This window comes from Streptomyces sp. NPDC048018, from assembly GCF_043202995.1.
Lineage (GTDB): Bacteria > Actinomycetota > Actinomycetes > Streptomycetales > Streptomycetaceae > Streptomyces.
The window spans coordinates 16,394-36,929 of record NZ_JBIDBK010000020.1 but is presented as its reverse complement, the minus strand read 5'-3'; the positions used below and the strand labels follow the sequence as shown (position 1 = coordinate 36,929).

Below are 20,536 nucleotides of genomic sequence, written 5' to 3'. Positions count from 1 at the left end.
GCGGTCTCCCGCCTCGCCGGAAGCAGGAACCACCTGTACGAGGCACGACTGAAGGAAGCCCGGCGTACGGCAGGCCACCCCGATCACACATCCGGTCCCGGCTGACATCGCGCACGAAGGAAGCACGGCGGTCCGCGTGTTCCTCCGGTGACCCGCACGAGGGTGCGCGCGGCCTCGGCAGCCACGCCTTCGCCCTTCGGCCTCCTGTCCGCGATGCCCCGACAGAGGGAGACCGGCCCGTGCCCGTGACGGGTGCGGGCCGGCCCTCGAAGCGGGCTCAGACCGCCTCACTCGAGGAGGCCGAGGTCCCATCAGAAGGTCGGAGGCCCGGCCGTGAACACGGGACGGCGAAGGAGACCATTGAGGCGTCTCGGCGCCTGGGCATTCACCGGTTCGGCAGCGACGTGAGCCAGGGGTCGTCACACGAATGATCAGCGCCTGTGGTGGGCGAGGGCGGAGGAGCTCCCGGGCCCCGTCTTGCGCGTGCTTGGGTTCGTGTGCGGAGTCGGCGGCACTCATATGGGTGAAGAAGCGGGGGCTCTCTCACGTGGCCGGGGCGGCCAGGAGTGTTGCGGTGGCGACTATGGGTTGGGTGCCGCTTCGGCGCCCTGACAGTTGGAGGGCATCGTGAATGATGACGTGGTCCGCATCGTCCCTTGCGAGGACCAGAGCGCGGAAGAGGTCGCGGAGGTTCTGTCTCAGGCGGCCGCCGAGCAGGGCCTGGAAGACGAGGTGGTGGTCGACGGGGAGGAGGTGATCGCTCCGCGCTCCCTCATGACCGGATCGGCCCTTGTGGTGGGGGGCGGGTTCCCTCCGCCGCCGGCGGCGGATCCGGACGGCTCTTCCCACGGCGGCCAGCTCTACAAGTTGCGGTCCCCGATCACTCTGGGCTGACCCACCGCAGGCAGCGACGAGCCACCGACTTTACGGACACGGCCTGGTACTCCAGTGAGAGTTCTTCGTTTTCCCTGGTCAGCGGCCTGGTGGTGGCGAGTGTAGCGGGCGGGGAGATCGCACGGATGCCGGGTGGGAGCGGCTGCGGCCGTTCCTGCCGGTCAGCAACAGGCGTCGTGGCTGGTGGCGGGACCATCGGCAGGTGATCGACGGGATCCTGCACCGGGTGCGGACCGGTGTGCACTGGCGTGACCTGCCCGAGCGGTTCGGCCCGTGGAAGACGGTCTACGAACGCCACCGACTGTGGTCGGCCGACAGGACCTGGGAACACCTGCTCCAGCAGATCCAGGCGGAAGCGGACGCGGCCGGCGACATCTCGGTCGACTCCACCATAGGGCGGGCCCGCCAGCACGCGGCCGGCACACCAACCCGCCGCCGGCCTTCGCGCCAGAGGGGGCTGGACCAGGAGAGTGCGGTTGCACGGCCGGGCGACCGCGCACGACCTGCACCGGCTGTTCCGGGACACCGCGTGGCGGCCGTACCGCGAGAGCGGCCCGTAGCCCGAAGAGCGCGAGCGGATCAAGGAGTTGACGGACCGGATCCATCCAGCAGCCGTACCAGGGTCCTTTCCGCGGGCGGGAGATTGGCGAAGTCGAGGAAGAGCGCGGCAGCCGCGGCGTTCCAGCCGAGGATCGCGTTGCGCGGCCCGAGTACCAGCGCGGGGGCGGCGCCCAGTCCGGCCAGCAGCGCCCGAGTGGCGGGATCGAGGGCCTGGTCCGGTCCGGCCGGGACCGCAGTCGGACGGGCGGGCCGGGGGCGGGCCAGAGCGCGCAGGTAGGCGAGTTCGTCCCGGTCCAGCCGCAGGGCCCGGCCGACGGACGCCAGTACGGCCTCCGACACGCCGGTGCTGCGGCCCTGTTCGAGCCGGGTGTAGTGATCCACGCCGACGTCGGCGAGTTGGGCGACCTCCTCGCGGCGCAGCCCCGGAACGCGTCGGAACCGGCTTCGACACCGACGAGGGCGTCACGCTCATCGACGCCGGGCTGCCCGGCCACTGGCGGGACCTCCAGCGGGAACTCCGCTCGCTCGGCAAGTCCGTCGCCGACGTCCGCGGCCTCGTGCTGACCCACGGCGACTCCGACCACATCGGTTTCGCCGAGCGCCTGCGCGGCGCGCACGGCGTGCCGGTGTTCGTTCACGCCGCCGACGCCGACCGCACCCGAACGGGCGCGAAGCCCGCGGTCGCGCTGGGCCCTTGGCGTCCGGGCCAGGCGCTCGGCTTCCTCGGCCACTCCCTCCGGAAGAACGCCCTGCGCACGCGCCACCTCGGCGCCGTCACCGAGGTCGCCGACGGCGACGTGCTGGACCTGCCGGGGAGCCCGGTGATCGTGGGGACGCCCAGCCACTCCCCGGGCAGCGTAGCCGTGCACGTCCCGCTCGCCGACGCGGTCGCCGTCGGGGACGCGCTGACGACCCGGCACGTCCTCACCGGGCGCACCGGCCCGCAGCCCGCGCCCTTCACCGACGACCCGGCCGAGGCGCTCGCCTCCCTGGACCGGATCGCCGGCCTGTCGGTGTCCTGGGTGCTCCCCGGCCACGGCGCCCCCTGGCGCATCTCCCCGGACCGGCTGGGCGAGGCGGTCCGGGCCGCGGCCCGAGGACGCGGACCGGCGGACACCTAGTACTCCAGCCGGACTTCTCCAGGCCGCTGACCAGGGAAAACGAAGAACTCTCACAGGAGTACTAGGAGCCTGTCTCTTCGCCTTCGCGTTGATCGCGCCACATGCGAGGGTGGTGGCCATGCCGCAGCTTGGTCATCACCTCCGGTCCTTCAGATTCGCGCTCGGATGCGTTCCGACGAGCTTTGCAGCATGCCTGGAAACACGTGGTCCTGCTCTGGAGCACGCCCTCTCGGATGGGGCGACGCTCTGTGGCATCCCGCGGTGCCAGGTGACGGCCTATCGGCATCTGTTCGTTGCGAAGAGGTCCGGGAGGTGTCCCGACTGCCGGATGAGGGCGGTCGATGCCTCGGCCAGGCCCTGAGGTTGAGGCTTCCCGAGTGAGCGGCCGACCTCATTCTTCCGTAGTCGGGTCCAGATCAAAATGGCTGCGAGGTGGCGCGTGCCCTCGTGGACGGTGGCGAGTTCGTCTGTTCGCATGGCCGGGCCACGCCACTGCTTGAGATGGTTGACGCACTGCTCGACGGTGTTGCGCTGCTTGTAAGCCTCCGACGCGAAGCGCGGTCGACGACCGCCGGTTCGGCCTCGCCGGAGCCTGCCCATGCCGGTGCGCGGGACTCCGATCCGGGTCATGACGGCGTCGAATGCAGGTGCGTCGCCAGCCTGACCAGCAGCGGCAGACAGTGGAATCCACGGAGACCGCCCACTCCGCCTCGTCAGCTGGGCACTCCCGGCGCCGGCGAGATCGGTGGCCGCCGCCCGGCAATACCCTGCCGCAGTCGCCTCTCGGGAGGCGACCTGCCGACGTCTCGCCAGGTCGAGTCCTCCGCACAGGAGATTCGCTCCGTGTGCTGCCGCCGCCCGCTCACCGGAGAGGCGGTGCAATCCGCAGGACGCTCTCTTGCGCGCCCAGTTCTCGGCGTCCACCGGACGTGGTGGTGCGTGTGCGGAGGGCGGGAGCGATCGCACACGCATACGTGTCAAGGGCCGGGGCAGACGAGCTGCAGCCGACGATGACGATCGGCATTCCTTCCCCTATTCCCGGTGCGACAGGTGGAGAGCATGACCTCATCAGACGAGAGCGAGGAAGGAACGCGCGGCCATGGCGCGCCGGCGCAGCGCCGGTCTTTGACCTCGGTGATGCGCGAGGCCCGCGAACAACTCGGTGACCTCCTTCAAAGACAGGCAGGGGCCGTGTCTGCCATCAGGGCCACGGACGAGGGGTGGACGGCGGACGTGGAGGTCGTCGAACTGGAGAGGGTCCCCGACACCATGAGCGTGATGGCCCTCTACCACGTGGAACTCGACTCGGGCGGCCAGATCGTCGCCTACGAGCGGGGGCGCCGGTACGCCCGGGGCCAGATCGACCGCCGCTGAATCGGACAGGTGCAGGCGCCCGGCCGCCGGCCGGGCAGATCCGGAAGGAGATCGGCATGACCATCGTTCAGCAGCAGGGCAGTACCGCCGCACGGAGCAGCGGCGGCGGTTCCGGAAATCTCTACGACGTTCTCGAGCTCATCCTCGATCGTGGCCTCGTGATCGATGCGTTCGTGCGCGTGTCACTGGTGGGCATCGAGATCCTGAAGATCGACGTGCGGGTCGTCGTGGCGAGCGTCGACACGTATCTGCGGTTCGCGGAAGCGTGCAACCGCCTCGACCTGGAGTCGGGCCGCAAGGCTCCCAGCCAGCTCACCGACCTGGTCGGCGACATGACGGAGAGCGGTGCGAAGGGGAAGACGAAAGGAGCACTGAGCGGAGCCGTCGAGGCGTTCACCGACTCGCTGCAGGGCAGGCGCGACGAGCCGGAACAGGAAGAGCAGCCCCGTAAGCGCACCGCCCGCAAGACGACGTCCAGCCGCCAGTCCGCCCAGCGCCGCGAGGAGTAGCCCCATGTCGACCTACGTCTACGGAATCACCGCCGCCGGCCACCCGCTCCGTCTCGACGGCGTGCTCGGAGTGGGAGAGCCCGCGGCGCCGCTGCGCACCGTGCGCAGCGGCACCCTCATCGCCGTCGTCAGCGACGCACCGCCCGGCCTGCGGGCCAAGCGGCGTGACGTACAGGCACACCAGGGCGTGGTGGAGGCGCTGATGCTGGACGGGGCAACCCTCCCGATGCGTTTCGGTCTCCTGGCACCCGGTGACGCAGAGGTCGCCTCCGCACTGGACGCGGAAGGCGAGAACTACCTGGCGCGACTGGAGGACCTGGAAGGTCATGTGGAGTACCACCTGAAGGTGTCGCGGGAGGAGGACGACCTGCTGCGGGAGGTGATCGAGGAGTCGGAGCCCATCCGCGAACTGCGGGAGCGCACGCGTGACGGGGCCGGCACGCACGAAGAGCGCCTGGAGTTGGGGGAGCTCGTCTCCGCCGAGGTCACCGCCCGCCAGGACGCCGAGGCCCAGCGCCTTGTCGAGGCGCTGTCGTCCAGGGCGAAGCGGGTGTCGGTCGGTGAACCGACAGCGTCATCGTTGCTCAGCGTCTCGTTCCTCGTGCCCTCCCCGGACATGGAGGGGTTCGTCGCGGCCGTCCAGGAGCAGGCCGACCGGCGGGGTGACGCGTACGGCTTCACGCTCACCGGTCCGCTGCCGCCCTACAGCTTCGTCTGACGGGGCGCGCGGCCGGCGGACCCGTGAGGGAGGCGGTCCATGGGACTCATCACCAGTCTTGTCACTCTTCCGCTGGCCCCCCTGCGCGGCAGCCTCTGGGTCGTCGACCAGGTCCTGACCGCGGCGGAGCGCGAGTACTACGACCCGGCTGCCGTGCTGCAGGAGCTGAAGAACCTCGAGGCCAGGCTGACCAGCGGGGAGATCGACGAGGACGAGTACGACCGCAGGGAGGACGAGCTCCTCGACCGGTTGGAGGAGATCGAGAGATTCCGCCAGGGCGGCGGGCCTACCGACGCATGACGACGTAGGCGACCAAGAAGGGAGAGACCGAGGTGTACACATCATGACGAAGAACGCGAAGATAGCCGTCGCCGTCGTGGGCGGGTATCTGCTCGGCCGCACGAAGAAGGCCAAGATGGCTCTGGGGCTGGGCATGTTCCTGGCGGGGAAGAAGCTCGCCCTCGACCCGCGGCAGATCGGCAAGCTGATCGCGAACACTCCCGCGCTGGGCGGGCTCAGCGACCAGGTCCGCAGAGAGCTTGTGGAGGCGACGAAGTCGGCCGCCACCAGGGCTCTGACGGATCGTGCGACGGGACTGGCCGAATCGCTGGCCGAGCGCACACGCGCGCTGGACGAACCGCGCGCGAAGGAGACGGACGAATCCGCGGACGCCCGCAGCGACTTCGACGATGTCCCCGCGGACGACGTCGAGGAGTCCGACGCCGACGATGACACGGACGCGCGGGACGCCGAGGCCCCCAGGCCACGCAGGCCCGCGAGCCGCTCCTCGACGCGCCAGGGCGCCGGCCGGCGGACCGCCGCGACGAAGAAGAGTGCCTCTTCCGCCAAGAGCGGCCGCGAAGGCACGCCCGCAAGGAAGAGGACGAGCTCGAGTGCCTCGGGCGCGGCCACGTCCGGTGGGCGGACGGCCGCGACGAAGAAGCGGACCACGTCGGCCACCCGCAAGAAGGGGGACGACGATGCCTGAGTCCGCCTTCGCGAAGATGAAGAGCGACGTGATCGCCAGCCCCGCGACCGAGCGGCTGAAGGAAGAGCTGCAGCAGTATCTGCGCGCCCGCGCGGAGCACACGGTCACCCGGCTCGGGTCCCGGCTGGGCGACAGCATCGCCAAGCTCGGCGAGCCCGGAGCGGCGGCGAGCGGCGGTCTCAAGGGCTTGTCCAAGAGCGCGCAGGCGCTCGCCGAGGGCAAGGGTCCCGGACAGGCCGCTGTCACCGGCGCGGTGACGCACCTGAAGGAATCGGTGAAGGACAAGGTGAAGGGCCTGTTCGGCAAGGGCCGTAAGTCCGGCGGCGGCAAGTCGAAGAGCGTGACGATCGTCGAGGACATCGACGTCGGTGTGCCGGTGCGCGAGGCGTACGACCAGTGGACCCAGTTCCAGGAGTTCAGCACGTTCGCCAAGGGCGTGGTGAGTGTGGAGAAGGCGGACGACACCACCAGCAACTGGAAGGTCAAGGTCGCCAAGTCGACCCGCAGCTGGAAGGCGAACGTCACCGAACAGGTCCCCGACGAGCGGATCACCTGGACCACGGAAGGTGCCAAGGGCACGGTCAAGGGGGTCGTGACGTTCCATGCCGTGACCGACGACCTGACCCGGGTGCTGCTGGTCCTCGAGTACTTCCCCAAGGGACTGTTCGAGAAGACCGGCAACCTCTGGCGGGCCCAGGGCCGGCGGGCCCGGCTCGATCTGAAGCTCTTCCGCAAGTTCATCATGCTGCGCGGCGAGGCCACCGACGGCTGGCGGGGCGAGATCCGCGACGGTGCCGTCGTCGTCGGCCATGACGAAGCCGTCGAGCAGGAGCAGGCCGAGAACGACGAGGCGTACGACGAGGACGATGGCTCCCGGGACGCTCGCGGTGAAGACGGGCCGGCCGAGGAGCCGGACGACGGCGCGTACCCCGACGAGGACGAACAGGAACAGGACCTCGCGGACGACGAGGACCCCTACGACGAGGCCCCGGCTGCCGAGACCGAGTCGGCTGAGGACGAGTTCACCGAGGAGGAGCCCGAGGACGACTACGAGGACGAGTACGACGAGGACGAGGCGGGCGAGCGGGAGCCGGACGGGCAGGAGCCGGACGAGTACCTCGACGAGAAGGACGAACCGGCTGACGCTCCCGGCGACGAGGAGCAGGACCAGCCCACGCGCCGTCCCTCTCGCCGGCGGCGCACCGCAAGCGCGTGAGCGAGCGACCAGCTGAAAGACAGGATTGAGACGTGTCCGATTCCTTCGCCAGTCGACTGCCGACGACACGAAGCGCACCGGCCTACCCAGGGCAGGGTTCCGGCGCGAACCTGGCCGACATCCTGGAGCGGGTGCTCGACAAGGGCATCGTGATCGCAGGTGACATCCAGATCAACCTGCTCGACATCGAGCTGCTCACCATCAAGCTGCGGCTCCTGGTCGCCTCGGTCGACAAGGCGAAGGAGATGGGGATCGACTGGTGGGAGCACGACCCCTCCCTGTCTTCGAAGGCGTCGCACCGGCCGGACGTCGCCCCGTCTTCGCTCAGCGAGGAGAACCAGCGGTTGCGGGCCGAGGTCGCGCGACTGCGGGCCGCCGCAGGCCTGCCGGAGGGACCGGACGGCGCCGAGACCGACTCACCCGCGGTCGGCGCCGCGAACGGTGGCGAACCGAGGAGGGCCTGATGGCGGATCGACAGCTCCTCTACGTGTACGCGGTCGGAGCCGGGCGGGAGGCTCTCGACGACGTGGCCTCCGAGGTCTCCGGCATCGACGGGGCGGCGACGCGTTGCGTCGTGGGTCCGGGCGGCCTCACCGCGCTCGTCTCCCCCGTCGACGCCGTTCGCTTCGCCGAAGAAGCCCTCCCCGCGCAACTGGAAGACCTCGAGCGCCTCGAGGTGATCGCCCGCGCGCACCACGCCGTGGTCGACGCGGCGTTCTCGCGCACGCCCGTCCTGCCTCTGCGGCTGGCCACGGTCTACCACAGCGAGGAACGCGTCCTCGACATGCTCACCGAGCGCCGGGTCTCCTTCGAGACGCTCCTGCACCGGCTCGACACTCACGTCGAGATGGGCGTGAAGGTCTACGCCCTCGCACCTGCGGGCGACGGACGCGGGACCGCGGCCGCGGTCGAGGACCCCGTCAGCCCTGGGCGGGCCTATCTGCAGCGCCGACGTGCGCAGCGCCGGGCCGCCGACGAGGTCTACCGAGCGGCCGCCGCGACGGCGGAGCAGACCGTGCGACAGGCCGAATTGTATGCCGTCGCCCGAGCAGTCCACCGGCCGCAGCAGAACGACTGGGCGGCGGGACGCGGCGAGAACGTGGCCAACGACGCCTACCTCGTCCCGCCGTCGCAGGTGCCGGCCTTCCGGGCCGGCGTCGCCGCCCTTGCCGACACCGCCTGTGGCGTCGCCGTGGAGGTCACCGGGCCGTGGGCCCCGTACTCGTTCGCCTCCCCGGAAGCCACGGGAGCAGAGGTGTCGTCATGAGCTTCTCCACGGACCGACCGGATCCCGGGCACACCCGGCAGGTCGCCCTGATCGATCTCCTCGACCGGCTCCTCAACGGCGGTGCCGTGCTCACGGGAGACGTGGTGCTGAGCATCGCGGACGTGGACCTGGTGCACATCAGTCTGCGCGCCGTCATCCGCTCCCTCACCCGCGACGAGCCCGGGCCGGTGTGTGTGCCGCCCCGCTCCCCCGGTCGTGGGCACGGCGCGGCGCCCGCTACGAGCACGGAGGTGACACGCAGTGGCCGGTGAGAACGTTCCCATGGCGCCGCCGGGGAGCCGGCATCTCGACCAGCGAGTCCGAACCGACCCCGACACGGTCGAACGCGACCTCATCAAGCTGGTCCTCACCATCGTCGAGCTTCTGCGGCAGCTCATGGAGCGCACCGCCCTCCATCGCGTGGACGCTGGAGACCTCGACGGTGACCAGGAGGAACGCATCGGCATGACGCTGATGATCCTGGAGGAGCGCATGGAGGAGCTGTGTGACCGCTACGGGCTCACCATGGATGACCTGAACCTCGATCTCGGGCCCCTCGGATCCCTCCTCCCCCCTCGTTCATGACCGACCTGACGGGCCGTTTGGCCTGAACACGACCGGACAGAAGGAGTCACATGAGTACCGAAGAGAAGGACGCGAAGAGCACCGGCGCAGGTAACTCCGGCACCAAGTCCGGCAGTCGCAGCTCGAGAAGTACGAAGGCGGCGGCCGGCACCGCGAAGAAGACGGTGACCTCGCGGACCTCCGCAACACGCACTGCGGCCGGTACCGCGAAGGGCGCCGCCCAGGACGCGAAGGAGACGGTTGCCTCCGGTGCCCAGTCGGGCAACGAGGCCGCACAGCGCATCACGCGTGCAGCGACCGCAGGGCTTCAGAGCGGACAGCAGGCATTGACGGCCAATGCCGCCAGGGTCGTCTCGGTGGCCGGCACCGCCTGGACGGTCATCAAGAACCGCAAGCTGGTCGCCGCCGGCGCCGCGGCCGGGGTCGTCGGCGTGGCCGGGGCGGCCTTCGCCGCCGGACGCACCACGGCAAAGCCGCCGATGGGTCCGCTCACGCGTCTGGCGCGCGGACGCATCTGATCGCGCGCCGGACGGTGTGCGGAAGCCGTACGAGCCGCATCGGCAGCGTGGCGGGCGGGTGTCCCGGAGAGTTCTCCTCTCCGGGACACCCGCCCGCCGCTCTGCGTGGCCTCCTCTCCCCGGCGCCGGCTGAGGGGCGCGCTACGTGGCATCCATGCTCTTCGTGAGCCACCTGCACACGGCGGCGACACCCAGGGCGGCGAGAGCCACCTGAATCCCTGCTTCGAGCCAGTCACCGGCCGCTGCCTCCCCGACCCCGAGGAGCGCGGAGACCAGTGAGCCGAGCAACGCGGCCCCGACTCCGACCACCAGCGTCCACAGCACGCCGATGTGATAGTGGCCGGGGAGCGCCAGGCGCCCCAGCGACCCGACCACGACACCGATCAGCAGAGCACTGACAAGGCCGGATACATCCATGCTCACCTCTTTCGTCGAAGGCGCGGATCTGAGGACTCACCGTTCCCTGGATCCGGGGAATCGCCGCTGCGATGGCCGAACGTGTTGACGCGGCCGGCGGCCATCACGCCGGGCCACCTCCATCGAGCCGCAGTCGCGACGAGACCCGCCTACCCCGCCCCGCGGCTCCCAGGCGCCGGGCGAGGCCGGCCGGACACGAGGCATCGTGGGCTGGTGCACGCTCGGGCCTTGGGGGCCGTGTCGTGGCAGATCCTCGCCGACGGGCACGACGGTCGCGGGACGACCGGGACCGTCGGCGGCCCCGCTGCACCGAAGCGGCCGCACGCCTCGGGAGACACCCCCGGAGCCGAACACTCCGCCGCCGGTAGCGCACCGACGTGTATGACGACGTGCGGAGTGGACAAGCGTTGGCCATGAGGCCCGTACAGACATCGAAGCAGGACGACGACGACCGGCTGCCGGACTCGCATCGAGGCGAGGCTGCCGGGCCGGACCGCCGTGTCGAGGAACGGGCGCCGGACCGGCCGGCGAAGCTGCCCAAGCGCGCATGGAAGGCGGTCCTGCGCGGGACGCTGAAGGAGTTCAGGGACGACGAGCTGGCCGACCGTGCCGCTGCGCTGACGTACTACGGGGTGCTCGCGCTGTTCCCTGGTTTGCTGGTCCTGGTGTCGCTGCTGGGTATCGCCGGTGAGTCGGCCACCCGGCAGATCCTGGACAACCTCCAACGGCTCACCCCGGGCGCAGCGCGCGATGTGATCAGCAACGCTGTGCGGCAACTGCAGGGCAACGCAGGGCTCGGCTCGTTGCTGGCGGTCGTGGGGCTCGTCGTCGCGATCTGGTCCGCCTCCGGATATGTCGCGGCGTTCATCCGCGCCGCGAACGCCGTCTACGAGGTGCCCGAGGGCCGTCCGCTCTGGCAGGTCCTCCCGCTGCGCCTCGGCCTGACCCTGGCGCTGATGGTCCTGGCGGTCGCGAGCGCGCTGATCGTCGTCTTCACCGGCAGCCTGGCACAACAGGCGGGTACGGCCCTGGGCGTGGGCGACACCGCCATGACGGTGTGGTCGATCGCGAAGTGGCCGGTGCTGCTCGTACTGGTCGCAGCCATGATCACGCTGCTGTACTGGGCCGCACCGAACGCGAAGGGCCGCGGCTTTCAGTGGGTCACCCCCGGCAGCTTCCTGGCGCTCGCGATCTGGATGTGCGCCTCGGCCGGTTTCGCGTTCTACGTGGCGAACTTCGGCTCGTACAACAAGACGTACGGCACCCTGGCCGGCGTGATCATCTTCCTGGTCTGGCTCTGGATCACCAACCTGGCCGTCCTCCTGGGCTTGAAGTTCAACGCCGAACTCGTCCATCAGCGCGCCATCGCCGGCGGGCAGCCCGAGGACGAGGAGCCCTATGTCGAGCCCCGGGACACCCGGGCCTGGAGCGACGAGGACCGCCGCCGTCTCGAGTGAGTGGGAGGTCCGCCGGACGGGCTCTCACCATCAGTGGCCGCGGCGCACCGGGCGGCCCGCTCTCACCACGGCCCTGGTCAGGTCCCCGCGATCGTTCCCGGAGACCGGTGACCGCTGCTCAGAGGCTGACGTGCAGGGCGCAGATGTCGTCACGGCGTATGGCCGGATCGAGGAGACCGTCGATGACGGTCTGCAGGAATCCCGGGTCGCGGGCGCACCCCTCAGCAGCGCGGGACAGGCGGTCCAGGCCGGTGTGATCTGGACCGGGCCCGCGAGATCTGCCAGGCCCTGTAGTCCGGTTGTCCCCGGGCCGCCGACAGCGCGGACGATTCCGGTCGTCGGCCGAGCACGCGGCGTCATCGCCCCGTCCACCGGACGCTCGGGTCTTCCGTCGGCTTCGGAGTCACCCGTAACCGCCTCGGGTGTTCCGTCGCCGGAGCAGGATGGCGTGGGCCCGGTCGGGCGGTATGGATCGTCGACGATTCACCCCCGCCACGCCGGGTCGCGGAGCTCTCCTGTGTTCTCGTCGACCACGCCCTCGGGCACCAGCCGCAGCAGCGACGCCCGGCCAGGCCGTCGATGTTCGACGGCGCGTTGTGCGCGTGCGGTGAGCAACTCCCGGTAGGAGCGCCGCTGATCACCGGGCCAGTTCCGGTGCCGCTCTCCCAGGCCCGCGGTGCCGCGGTCGAGACCGGCTTCCTGAAGCTGGTCGGCGTCGGGGCGAAGGCCTGCGTCACCGGCCAGGTGGCGGGGCAGGTAGACCCCGTCGGCTTGCTCGGCAAGGCCGTCTTCGACGCGTTTGTCCACGCGGCGGCGGACCGTGGTGCGTGCAAGCCGGTCAACGTAGCCAGGTGGGCGACCCCGAGGACGTCGAACGGGTCGAGGGCGGCGAGGATCCGGGCGCCGGACGTGCCGTGGGGGTAGTGGTGGCAGGCGTCCGAACCCCTCACGGTGCTTGGCTGTGTTGCCCTGTGAGGTTGGGGGCGCGGCGTGCGTGGCCGAGCGTGATCGAGGCGAGTTGGTGGGTGCGGAGCAGGCCGTACACGGCGGAGCGGTCGAGCTGGAGGCTGGTCATGACCTGGGGGGACGGTGAGGAGTTCGGTGCCGGCGGGCACACGACAGCTCCTGTCCGGTCGCGGCCGGAGGGCTGGCGGCCGGAGTGGCCGGGCCGTCTGGTCGACGTCCGTTGGGCCGGGTACCCCGACCCGCGCTCACCTCCACCGTCCCCACCCAAGGCGTGCCCGAACTCGCCGCCGCGCCCCACGCCCGCCAGCGACGGCGACGACGCCCCTGCGCCGCCCCGGTCTGGACCGCCGGGCGCCCCTCACCCCCCGCTGGTACGACCACCAGCAACACCTCAGCCACCGCTGGCACACCCGCCTGTCCCGGCTGATCGCTGACAGCCCCCACCTGACCACCACGGGCAGCGTCTCCCCCGAACTCCTGGCACGCGACCCGGGGATCCACCCGGAAACCATCGCCCTCGCCCGCACACTCGCCGCACTGCCGAACCGGCCCCACCGCACCGCCGACGACGCTCTCAGCCTCGTCGTCCACCGCATTGGACTGCCCCACCTGGCCAGTAACGCGAACGATCCCCTCCGGATCTTCCTCACCCACGCAGGTCACTGACCAATACCGTCCGGAGCCCCGAGCCCGCAGAGAACGCAGTCACCTCCAGACGCGCCACCACAGCTACGAGAAGCCCGAGATCAATCCCACACAACTACCGGACCGCAGGCCAAGCACCCGAACAACCCGGCCGAACACACCAGCAGGCCACGCCAGCACGCCTCCACGCAGCGGCTCCAGCCGTCTCGACTCCCATCCCCAGAGGCGGGACACCGGAGCAGGGGCCACCCAGCTCCCTGAAGATCTCCGCTTCGTCACACATTCGCCGCCCACGTCTCGCTGACGCCTGGCCGGTGCGTCTCACTGACGCTTCCGGGCGCGCCGCTTCCGCCCAGCGAGCGGTCACCGGCGGCCGCGCTGCGTGGCGTTGAGGTTCCAGACGGATGTCGCTGTCGTCCAAGTGCACGCTGCGCTCTGTTTCTTAGATTCGACCAGTCCCTCAACTCCTCCACACCTGGGAACAGCATGTCCGAAACCCCGGAGACCTCCGTTGATCTCTCCGACGCCGAGTTGCTCGATCAGACCGCAACCGCCGTACGTGCGGCCGGTTCGGCCCTGCACCAGCGTTTCGGAGGGGTGGTCCCCTACACGAATTTTGACGATCTCATGCGCGCCCTGGCCGCTAACGACGACGCCGTGCTCGACATCCTCAGGCCCCGTCTGGCCCGGCTGCGCCCGCAAGCCGGCTGGGTGGGGGACGAGTTGGACGGCGGGGCGCTTCCGCCCGGCGAATGGTGGGTCGTGGATCCGGCCGAGGGCAATGTGAACCACCTTCATGCTCTTCACGACTGGGCGGTGACGGCCACTCTCGTGCGGGAGAACAAGCCCGTGCTGGCCGTTGTCCATCTCCCGCTGACCGGCGAGACCTACTCGGCGCTGGCCGGGGCGGGCGCCCATGTCGACGGACGGCCGCTGAGCGTCTCCGCGACCGCGGACCTCGGCCTGAGCATCGTCGCCACCAGCCAGGCGCGGCCGGACGAGGACGACGACGTCGTACGACGCATCGGCTCCTCGATCACCGCCATGCTCTTCGACGCCCTCGTCGTGCGCACCTCGGTGCCCGCCACCCTCCACCTGGCGAACGTCGCAGCCGGCCGTCTCGACGCCTTCTGGCAGTTCGCCGGCGCCCGCGCGGACCTGCTTCCCGGAGCACTGCTCGTCACCGAGGCCGGCGGACGGATCACCGACGCTCAGGGGAACCCCTGGAGCCCGCACAGCGAAAGCTTCCTGGCCACCGCCCCCGGTGTGCATGCCGAAGCCGTCGCCACCCTTTCACGCTGACCCGCACCCCACGTGCACTCACGGAAGACCTGATCATCATGACCACGATCGCAGTTCTGGGAAACGGCCGCGTCGGCGGCAACCTGGCCGCGGCCCTCATCCGGGCAGGGCACGAGGTAACGGTGGCAGACCGTGCTCCGGGAGCCGCAGCGGCGGCCGCCCGCGGGGCACGGGTGGTTGTCAACGCCACCCCGGGCGCAGGCTCCCTGGACCGGCTCACCGCCTTGCGCGAAGACCTGAAGGGGAAAATCCTGATCGACGTCTCCAATGCCACCACTGACGGTCCGGACGGCTTGCCCGCCGACCTCGTCTACCCCGGCTCCAGCCTTGCCGAGCAATTGCAGCAGGCGCTTCCCGAGACTCGCGTCGTCAAGACCCTCAACACCATGCTCTTCCCCGTCATGACGTCGCCCGCCACGCTCAGCCAGGCGCCCACCGTGTTCCTCTCCGGAGAGGACTCCCAGGCCAAGCAGGCCGTACGCGAACTGCTGACCGACCTCGGGTGGCACCAGGAATGGATCACGGACCTGGGCGGGATCCGGACCGCCCGCGCCACCGAGGCCGCGATCTTGTTCGTCCCGCACGTCATCCGTACCGCCGGGTTCACTCCTTTCGCGATCTCGATCGCTCGCTGACGAGTCGTTCAGGGATGGTGTGCTGCGGCCGGGCCGGACGAGCCGGTCACCTGGTCAGCAGCCGGGCGGTCAGTCCCTGGCCGCCACTCGGAAGCATCCTCTCCGTTCCTCGACCGCTGCCATGCGGGCGCCACGTGTAGGAAGATCTCCCCGGTGCCGCATGCGTCACGGCGGCGTCCTTCGCCACATCACAGGGCGTTGTCGCAAGGAGCAGCGGGGGGTTCGGAGCAGGATGCACGGGACGGGAGCGGCGGCCGACAGCGCCCGCGGCGTGTTCACGATGGACTCGACGGCGCCCGGTGCCGCACCACAGGGACTCGAGGTCTTCCGGCGGGGGTGGCAGACACAGATCGGCGACGACGTCTTCCAGCTACCGGACTTCAGCCCGGACACCGTCGGGGACTTCCGCGTCAAGGGCAGCGTGACCAAGGTGCACAACGCGGCGATCGCCGATCTCCACGCGGCCTCAGCCACCCGCACCGCAGACGTCCCGGGCGGCGGCCAGGACCTGGTCGCCATGTACGTGGTGCGCCGCGGCGCGTGGACGCTGGGCAACTCGCCCGGCTACGGCGATCAGACCGTGTCAGCCGGGCAGTTCCTCGTCCGGCACCTCGGGCGTCTGACGGCTTTCGAGACGAGCGCCGACCTCACGGCGAAGTTCCTCGTCCTGCCGTCCGACGAACTCAAACCCCTGCTGGGGAAGCGAGCTGTCACCGGGGGTGCGGACTCGGCCGAGATGCGGCTGCTCACGGCCATGACAGACATGATCCATATGACCGTCGGAGAGCTCGGCCCGGCCGGCGTGGCAGCCGCCCAGGCCACCCTGGTCGAGTTGACCAAGGCAGTGGCCAAGGGCCGCTTCGACGATGTGGAACCGCGGCTGGCCCCCGCGCTCACGCAGGCAGCCAAGGATCTCGCGGACCGCCGGCTGGCCGATCCCTGGCTCTCTCCGGCGATGCTCGCCCGTGAACTCAACGTCTCCGTGCGCACCTTGCACCGGGCCTTCGCCGCGGCGGGTGAGCAGGTCAGCACCTACATCCGCTACCGGCGCCTGCACGAGGCCCGACTCGCGCTCAGCGCGCCGTCAAGACGTCTGAGCATTTCGGAACTCGCCGCGCACTGGCAGTTCGCCGACAGCAGCCACTTCACCCGGGCTTTCAAGAAGCACTACGGCCAGACTCCCAGCGAGTACGCCCGGTCCTCCGCGTCGTTCCCGCCCCCGTCGGACCCGTACGCGGCGAGTGACGAGCCGGACGAGCCGGATGAGAGCAGGTGACCGCCGGCGCGGTCGTGATCCGGAGACGAGCCTCCCTGCTTCGCCGGACCGGCTCCCCTGCCCCTGGGAAGGCAGGACGGTCAACCGCCTCGCGCGTCCGCTGAGGCATAGGCAAGGCGGCCAGGCACAGTTCAGTCGATGACGGCTAGGGCCTCGACCTCGACGAGCACGCCGGGGTCGGCCAGCGCCGCGACCCCGATCCCGGTGAGCGGCGGGGCGGGCAGCGGCCCGAGTTTGTCCGCTGCCCGCGCCACGCCTTCTGTGAACAGAGGCATCTTGTCCGCGGTCCAGTCGACCACGTAGACGGTCAGCTTCGCGACGTGGTCGAACGAGGCACCGGCCTCGGCAAGGGCGGCTGCGATATTGAGGTAGCACTGTTCGACCTGGGCCACGAGGTCGCCCTCGCCGACGAGTACGCCGTTGACGTCCCATGCGACCTGCCCTGCGACGAAGACCAGCTTCGAACCCGTCGCCACAGCCGTCTGGGCGTAGAGGTCCACGTTCACCAGTCCCGGGGGATGCAGCAGGTTGATGGTCATGCTCACTCCTGTGATGAAGGGTTTGAGTCGCCGGGCCTGCCGTCCCAGGGGAGGCCGCGCTCACTTGTGGTTACTTGGTCACCATAGGAAACTGACCCGTGACATGGAAGAATGCACTTTCAGGTGAGAAGGGAACCTCACGGTGACCAAGCAGCTCAACGGCGGTCCCGAAGACGCTGACCTCCGGCGCGCGGGCACCCTCGCACGCGAGATCTTCTCGGACATCGCCAACAAGTGGGCGCTTCTGATCATCGAAGCCGTGGGCGAACGCACCCTGCGCTTCACGGAACTGCGCAAGCAAGTCGACGGCATCAGCCACAAGATGCTCACCCAGAACCTGCGGATGCTCGAACGCAACGGACTCGTCGTGCGCACCGTGTACCCCACCGTGCCCCCGAAGGTCGAATACTCCCTCACAGAGCCCGGTCGGGAACTCCGCAGGACCGTGGACGTCATGTGCGACTGGACCCAGCACCACCTCAGCGACATCGAGGCCGCACGCCGGAGCTTCGACGCCTGAACGCCCTCGGCCGGAACCTGATGCGTCCGCCCGACGGTCCATGACTCGATCGGGGAACGCGCGACATCGACTGCGGACGATCCGGACCGGCCCTCACGGATCACCCGGGGACCAGAGGTGCGTCTCACGCGCGGCGAGGGCTCCGCGTACCTCCCGGGCTGCGGCGCCTGAGCATTCGCCCGGCAACCCCTGAGTACGCGTACGCATGTCACGGCGGCCCTCCGTCCGTGAGAGTGATGCCAGACCAAGCGAAATGGAGACCACCGTGCGCACGCCCCCGATGACCTTGCCCGCCAACTCCCCGCGTCCCGCGAAGCACCGTCTCGTAGCTGCTGTTCTCGCGAGCGCGGCCGCAGTCATGGCCCTCACGGGATGCGCCGGCTTCGAGTACCGGGAGGACATCTGCAGCAGTGGTGAGTATCCCGTCCTGTCCGTGGGCGGCACCGGATCCGCCTGCGTACCGGACGGGCAGGAGCCCCCGGTCGGCTTCGTGCGATACCCGCAGGGCAAGGTGCCCCAGCAGGTCGGCGACACGTGGGACGTGTACTGGGACACGCACACGCTCGACAAGGACGGCCATGTCGTCGACGCCCCGGACGCGGGCTGACACACGTGCTCCGGTCCGACGCCCTCGTCCGTCACCGGACGCGGCTGCGGTCGCCGCGTCGGGTGGTCGGGTCGGTGTCAGGTTCTCGCGCGCTGTCCCGCAGTCACGGACCGTGGACCCCGGAACGGCACCGCCCGCTTGTGTCGAGAGGGGCGGAAGGCCTGGAGCATGGCTGCTGGAGCATGGTGTGACCTGCGGCGTTCCCGGCGGCCTGGACATGCTCCCGCGCTGCTGGTCGTCCCGCCGGGGCTGATCGTCACGGTGCGCGTCGCACTGATCGTCGTTTCGGCCACCTGCGGCACTCTCTGTGGGGTGAGGGCTTCGCCACCCCACCCGGCCCCGTTGGGCGGATGTTGCCGCCACGCGATGGACCTAGCCCGTGACGGTCGCGCTACACGCCGCGGACGACGGCGCCCTGCTGCGCTGGACCGAGCATGCGGCGTTCCTGGCATCGTCGGCACGACCGGAGGACGAGCTTCCCCACCTCCGAGGGGCGGGCCGCATGCGCTCGAACGGTCCCGCCCGACCCCTGCAGGCGCCCTGAGCACCGACAGGACCGCCCCATGCCTGCCGTGGCGACGGCCGCGCGGTGGGCCGCCGCGTGTGGCGGGGCCGCCGTCCCGGCGCCGATGGCGATGAGCAGTCCTGGGTGGGGCTCGGGCCTGTCGCGAAGGCCTCGGACGGTAGGCGTGGGGCCGCTGGTGCATTCCGAATCTCTTCTGCTGCGGCTGGGGGTTGAGGGGGTTCGACCAGCCGCGCAGCAGGGCGGCGATCCTCGCCAGGACGGGGATGTGAGCGCGAGCCGGGACGCTGTCAGTGGCGGCCGGTACGGTGCGATCATGGGTGTCTATCTGGTGAGTGTGGCCACGCAGGACTGGTCGCGTCCGGGCGAGGACGGGTACGGGGACGTCGCCGCCGCGCTGAACACCGAGCTGAAGCGACGCGGGCTGCCTCCTTACGAGCTGAGGCAGTGCGCAGAGGGGGCATCGGGCTGGTTCGAGGAGAAGGTCAGCCCGTCCATGGACGGTTTCGTGGCGTTGTGCAGGACGCTGCTGACCGACGCGGAGCTGTCGGTCCTCCTGGACTGGAGCCTCCTGATACCCCTCGCGTTGGAGGAGAACATCGTCCTTCCCGTCGGTACCGCGTACTCCGGCGAGGAGACAGTGGTCGCCGGGGCCCTGCGTGCCCTTGCCTTGGCCGAGCGGCTGGCCGGCGCCGTCGAACTGCCTGTGGACGCGATACCGGAGGGCAAGAACCTCGCCCTGAGCCAGTGGTTCCTACAGGGCGAGGCGGACCGGACTGCCCTGAGCCGGCCGGGACCGTGGGCCGAGGACCGGGACGCGGCCTTCTACGTGGCGCTCTACCTACGGGCCACGCAGTACTCCCTGCGGCACGGCTGCCCGATGACCTACTGCTGAAGCGACGACGGGGGTTGGGGGCGAGGGCATGCCCTCCGGCAGGTCGCAGCTCGGACCTGCGACCTGCCGGACATCGCAGCGTTGGAACGCTCCCTTCAAGTGAGGACCAGGCGCCGCACTTCCCCCGGCTCCCCCGGCTGCACTCCCCCATCAGAACGGAACCGACAAACCGGAGTCGCGCAGGCGGGCCAGAGCAACGGCGATGCACTGTTGAAGGGTCCTCCCGTCGGCTCGTATCCCATGCGCCAACGGACCACCGCTGGCGGCGAACGTCCACGGCGGCGCGTTGTCGGCGAGTCTCTCGGCGTCCATCCTGATCAGGGCGTTCACGCCCTGCTCGCCCAGCCATTCCAAGATCAGGAACATGGCGTCCTCTACGTCGCGTTCCTGATCGTTCTTCGGCCAACGGCCTCGGGAGTTCCCACTCATCATTCCGACCCTATCGAGGCATGAGGCGGCCTCGCCTTCCGGCGGGACCGATTCGACGTGCCCAGGCGCAGCCCTCGGGGGGGGGTGCCCCTATGGGTTTCGTCAACCCGTGGGGGCGGGGTGGGGTTCGTAGAAGGTGCCGTCGCGGGGCATGACGAAGAGGACGTCAGCCCGGCGCCTGGCGAGGCCGAGCAGGGCTTGGGTGTTGTGGTGTTCGCCTTGGGCGATCTTCTTGTCGCAATAGGCCCGGGAGGCCGGGTCGCCCAGGGTGTCGGCGTACGGACTTTCCTCCCCGGTCGCGTACGGATGAACGTCCCCACTACCGTCGCGGTAAGGGCAAGGGTGGTCAGTCGATTGTCCAGCCGTGCTCTTCATGTGCGGCGTCGACTTCCTCGTCGCCAAGCCAGGCGAGGCTGAACTGCCGGCCCCGTAGTCGAAAGATCCCCGCTGACCAGTCAGCAAGCTCCTTGTCGAGCTCGTCGGCGGAGATGATCCCGTCGTCGAAGTCGGGCAGCTGTTGGGTCGAGGCGACGCAGGACAGCGCCCACTCGGGAAGCTCACCGCGCACAGCGCG

At 70.0% G+C, this 20,536-nt stretch carries 26 protein-coding genes and 3 pseudogenes; 21 read left to right on the top strand and 8 right to left on the bottom strand.

Annotated elements, in window-relative coordinates:
• Positions 1 to 627 precede the first annotated feature (627 nt).
• Together ACGF1Z_RS35050 and ACGF1Z_RS35045 are read left to right on the top strand one after the other, a co-directional pair.
• On the top strand, positions 628 to 894 hold the full coding sequence (locus ACGF1Z_RS35050; RefSeq protein WP_393010613.1) for a hypothetical protein: 267 nt from the start codon (positions 628 to 630) through the stop codon (positions 892 to 894).
• Between the two features lie 133 nt (positions 895 to 1,027).
• Positions 1,028 to 1,216, top strand: a pseudogene (locus ACGF1Z_RS35045) (transposase); the annotation flags it as partial.
• A gap of 257 nt (positions 1,217 to 1,473) precedes the next feature.
• Here ACGF1Z_RS35045 and ACGF1Z_RS35040 read toward each other — a convergent pair.
• Entirely contained in the window at positions 1,474 to 1,836 is a 363-nt protein-coding gene (locus tag ACGF1Z_RS35040) for a hypothetical protein (RefSeq protein ID WP_393010612.1), read from the bottom strand.
• 80 nt (positions 1,837 to 1,916) lie between these two features.
• Here ACGF1Z_RS35040 and ACGF1Z_RS35035 point away from each other — a divergent pair.
• Positions 1,917 to 2,576 (top strand): annotated as a pseudogene (locus ACGF1Z_RS35035) (MBL fold metallo-hydrolase); the annotation flags it as partial.
• A gap of 372 nt (positions 2,577 to 2,948) precedes the next feature.
• Here ACGF1Z_RS35035 and ACGF1Z_RS35030 read toward each other — a convergent pair.
• Positions 2,949 to 3,173 (bottom strand): annotated as a pseudogene (locus tag ACGF1Z_RS35030) (IS5/IS1182 family transposase); the annotation flags it as partial.
• A 462-nt stretch (positions 3,174 to 3,635) separates the two neighbouring features.
• Here ACGF1Z_RS35030 and ACGF1Z_RS35025 point away from each other — a divergent pair.
• The 11 genes from ACGF1Z_RS35025 to ACGF1Z_RS34975 are packed head-to-tail and all read left to right on the top strand — an operon-like array spanning position 3,636 to position 9,751.
• Positions 3,636 to 3,950, top strand: coding sequence for a gas vesicle protein (locus ACGF1Z_RS35025; protein ID WP_393010610.1), 315 nt, complete (start codon positions 3,636 to 3,638; stop codon positions 3,948 to 3,950).
• Positions 3,951 to 4,006: 56 nt separating this feature from the next.
• Positions 4,007 to 4,459 carry a gas vesicle structural protein GvpA gene (locus tag ACGF1Z_RS35020; protein ID WP_393010608.1) on the top strand — a complete coding sequence of 151 codons (453 nt, stop codon included), beginning with the start codon at positions 4,007 to 4,009 and terminating at the stop codon, positions 4,457 to 4,459.
• A gap of 4 nt (positions 4,460 to 4,463) precedes the next feature.
• Positions 4,464 to 5,177, top strand: coding sequence for a GvpL/GvpF family gas vesicle protein (locus ACGF1Z_RS35015; protein ID WP_393010606.1), 714 nt, complete (start codon positions 4,464 to 4,466; stop codon positions 5,175 to 5,177).
• Positions 5,178 to 5,216: 39 nt separating this feature from the next.
• Positions 5,217 to 5,477 carry a gas vesicle protein GvpG gene (locus ACGF1Z_RS35010; RefSeq protein ID WP_393010604.1) on the top strand — a complete coding sequence of 87 codons (261 nt, stop codon included), beginning with the start codon at positions 5,217 to 5,219 and terminating at the stop codon, positions 5,475 to 5,477.
• A 43-nt stretch (positions 5,478 to 5,520) separates the two neighbouring features.
• Positions 5,521 to 6,165, top strand: a complete 645-nt coding sequence (locus tag ACGF1Z_RS35005) for a hypothetical protein (RefSeq protein WP_393010602.1) — start codon at positions 5,521 to 5,523, stop codon at positions 6,163 to 6,165.
• A complete protein-coding gene (locus tag ACGF1Z_RS35000) occupies positions 6,158 to 7,381 on the top strand; it encodes an SRPBCC family protein (RefSeq protein ID WP_393010600.1) in 1,224 nt (407 codons plus the stop codon). Before ACGF1Z_RS35005 ends, ACGF1Z_RS35000 begins: the two co-directional genes overlap by 8 nt.
• A gap of 32 nt (positions 7,382 to 7,413) precedes the next feature.
• A complete protein-coding gene (gvpJ, locus tag ACGF1Z_RS34995; protein WP_393010598.1) occupies positions 7,414 to 7,845 on the top strand; it encodes a gas vesicle protein GvpJ in 432 nt (143 codons plus the stop codon).
• A complete protein-coding gene (locus tag ACGF1Z_RS34990) occupies positions 7,845 to 8,648 on the top strand; it encodes a GvpL/GvpF family gas vesicle protein (RefSeq protein ID WP_393010596.1) in 804 nt (267 codons plus the stop codon). Before gvpJ ends, ACGF1Z_RS34990 begins: the two co-directional genes overlap by 1 nt.
• Positions 8,645 to 8,920 carry a gas vesicle protein gene (locus ACGF1Z_RS34985; RefSeq protein ID WP_393010594.1) on the top strand — a complete coding sequence of 92 codons (276 nt, stop codon included), beginning with the start codon at positions 8,645 to 8,647 and terminating at the stop codon, positions 8,918 to 8,920. The genes ACGF1Z_RS34990 and ACGF1Z_RS34985 overlap by 4 nt, the downstream gene beginning before the upstream one ends.
• 10 nt (positions 8,921 to 8,930) lie before the next feature.
• Positions 8,931 to 9,233, top strand: a complete 303-nt coding sequence (locus tag ACGF1Z_RS34980; protein ID WP_393010617.1) for a gas vesicle protein K — start codon at positions 8,931 to 8,933, stop codon at positions 9,231 to 9,233.
• Positions 9,234 to 9,283: 50 nt separating this feature from the next.
• A complete protein-coding gene (locus ACGF1Z_RS34975; RefSeq protein WP_393010592.1) occupies positions 9,284 to 9,751 on the top strand; it encodes a hypothetical protein in 468 nt (155 codons plus the stop codon).
• A 141-nt stretch (positions 9,752 to 9,892) separates the two neighbouring features.
• Here the strand turns inward: ACGF1Z_RS34975 and ACGF1Z_RS34970 are convergent, their stop codons facing one another.
• A complete protein-coding gene (locus ACGF1Z_RS34970) occupies positions 9,893 to 10,168 on the bottom strand; it encodes a GlsB/YeaQ/YmgE family stress response membrane protein (RefSeq protein WP_393010590.1) in 276 nt (91 codons plus the stop codon).
• A gap of 413 nt (positions 10,169 to 10,581) precedes the next feature.
• Here ACGF1Z_RS34970 and ACGF1Z_RS34965 point away from each other — a divergent pair, with 413 nt between their 5' ends.
• Positions 10,582 to 11,625, top strand: a complete 1,044-nt coding sequence (locus ACGF1Z_RS34965; protein WP_393010588.1) for a YihY/virulence factor BrkB family protein — start codon at positions 10,582 to 10,584, stop codon at positions 11,623 to 11,625.
• 483 nt (positions 11,626 to 12,108) lie between these two features.
• Here the strand turns inward: ACGF1Z_RS34965 and ACGF1Z_RS34960 are convergent, their stop codons facing one another.
• The gene (locus tag ACGF1Z_RS34960; protein ID WP_393010586.1) at positions 12,109 to 12,432 is read right to left on the bottom strand and encodes a hypothetical protein; all 324 of its coding nucleotides are present in this window, start codon (positions 12,430 to 12,432) and stop codon (positions 12,109 to 12,111) included.
• 139 nt (positions 12,433 to 12,571) lie between these two features.
• Positions 12,572 to 12,700: a hypothetical protein gene (locus tag ACGF1Z_RS34955; RefSeq protein ID WP_393010584.1), complete on the bottom strand. Its 129-nt coding sequence runs from the start codon at positions 12,698 to 12,700 to the stop codon at positions 12,572 to 12,574.
• Between the two features lie 1,022 nt (positions 12,701 to 13,722).
• Here ACGF1Z_RS34955 and ACGF1Z_RS34950 point away from each other — a divergent pair.
• From ACGF1Z_RS34950 to ACGF1Z_RS34940, 3 genes are all read left to right on the top strand, one after another.
• Positions 13,723 to 14,538 (top strand): inositol monophosphatase family protein, encoded by an 816-nt coding sequence (locus ACGF1Z_RS34950; protein WP_393010582.1) that lies wholly within the window; start codon positions 13,723 to 13,725, stop codon positions 14,536 to 14,538.
• A 38-nt stretch (positions 14,539 to 14,576) separates the two neighbouring features.
• Positions 14,577 to 15,173, top strand: a complete 597-nt coding sequence (locus ACGF1Z_RS34945; protein ID WP_393010580.1) for an NADPH-dependent F420 reductase — start codon at positions 14,577 to 14,579, stop codon at positions 15,171 to 15,173.
• 232 nt (positions 15,174 to 15,405) lie between these two features.
• Positions 15,406 to 16,449 (top strand): helix-turn-helix domain-containing protein, encoded by a 1,044-nt coding sequence (locus ACGF1Z_RS34940; RefSeq protein ID WP_393010578.1) that lies wholly within the window; start codon positions 15,406 to 15,408, stop codon positions 16,447 to 16,449.
• A gap of 131 nt (positions 16,450 to 16,580) precedes the next feature.
• On the opposite strand, the gene ACGF1Z_RS34935 is transcribed toward ACGF1Z_RS34940, so the two are convergent.
• A complete protein-coding gene (locus tag ACGF1Z_RS34935) occupies positions 16,581 to 16,988 on the bottom strand; it encodes a RidA family protein (RefSeq protein WP_393010576.1) in 408 nt (135 codons plus the stop codon).
• A 142-nt stretch (positions 16,989 to 17,130) separates the two neighbouring features.
• Between ACGF1Z_RS34935 and ACGF1Z_RS34930 the strand changes: the two genes are divergently transcribed.
• The 3 genes from ACGF1Z_RS34930 to ACGF1Z_RS34920 all read left to right on the top strand — a co-directional run bounded on the left by ACGF1Z_RS34930 (position 17,131) and on the right by ACGF1Z_RS34920 (position 19,533).
• On the top strand, positions 17,131 to 17,508 hold the full coding sequence (locus ACGF1Z_RS34930) for a winged helix-turn-helix transcriptional regulator (protein ID WP_393010574.1): 378 nt from the start codon (positions 17,131 to 17,133) through the stop codon (positions 17,506 to 17,508).
• Between the two features lie 280 nt (positions 17,509 to 17,788).
• A complete protein-coding gene (locus ACGF1Z_RS34925; RefSeq protein WP_393010615.1) occupies positions 17,789 to 18,115 on the top strand; it encodes an SCO0607 family lipoprotein in 327 nt (108 codons plus the stop codon).
• A gap of 839 nt (positions 18,116 to 18,954) precedes the next feature.
• Complete coding sequence (locus ACGF1Z_RS34920) at positions 18,955 to 19,533, top strand: hypothetical protein (RefSeq protein ID WP_393010572.1); 579 nt, start codon at positions 18,955 to 18,957, stop codon at positions 19,531 to 19,533.
• A 150-nt stretch (positions 19,534 to 19,683) separates the two neighbouring features.
• On the opposite strand, the gene ACGF1Z_RS34915 is transcribed toward ACGF1Z_RS34920, so the two are convergent.
• Both ACGF1Z_RS34915 and ACGF1Z_RS34910 read right to left on the bottom strand, forming a co-directional pair.
• Positions 19,684 to 19,899 carry a hypothetical protein gene (locus ACGF1Z_RS34915; protein ID WP_393010570.1) on the bottom strand — a complete coding sequence of 72 codons (216 nt, stop codon included), beginning with the start codon at positions 19,897 to 19,899 and terminating at the stop codon, positions 19,684 to 19,686.
• Between the two features lie 409 nt (positions 19,900 to 20,308).
• Positions 20,309 to 20,530, bottom strand: a complete 222-nt coding sequence (locus tag ACGF1Z_RS34910) for a hypothetical protein (RefSeq protein WP_393010568.1) — start codon at positions 20,528 to 20,530, stop codon at positions 20,309 to 20,311.
• Positions 20,531 to 20,536: the final 6 nt, after the last annotated feature.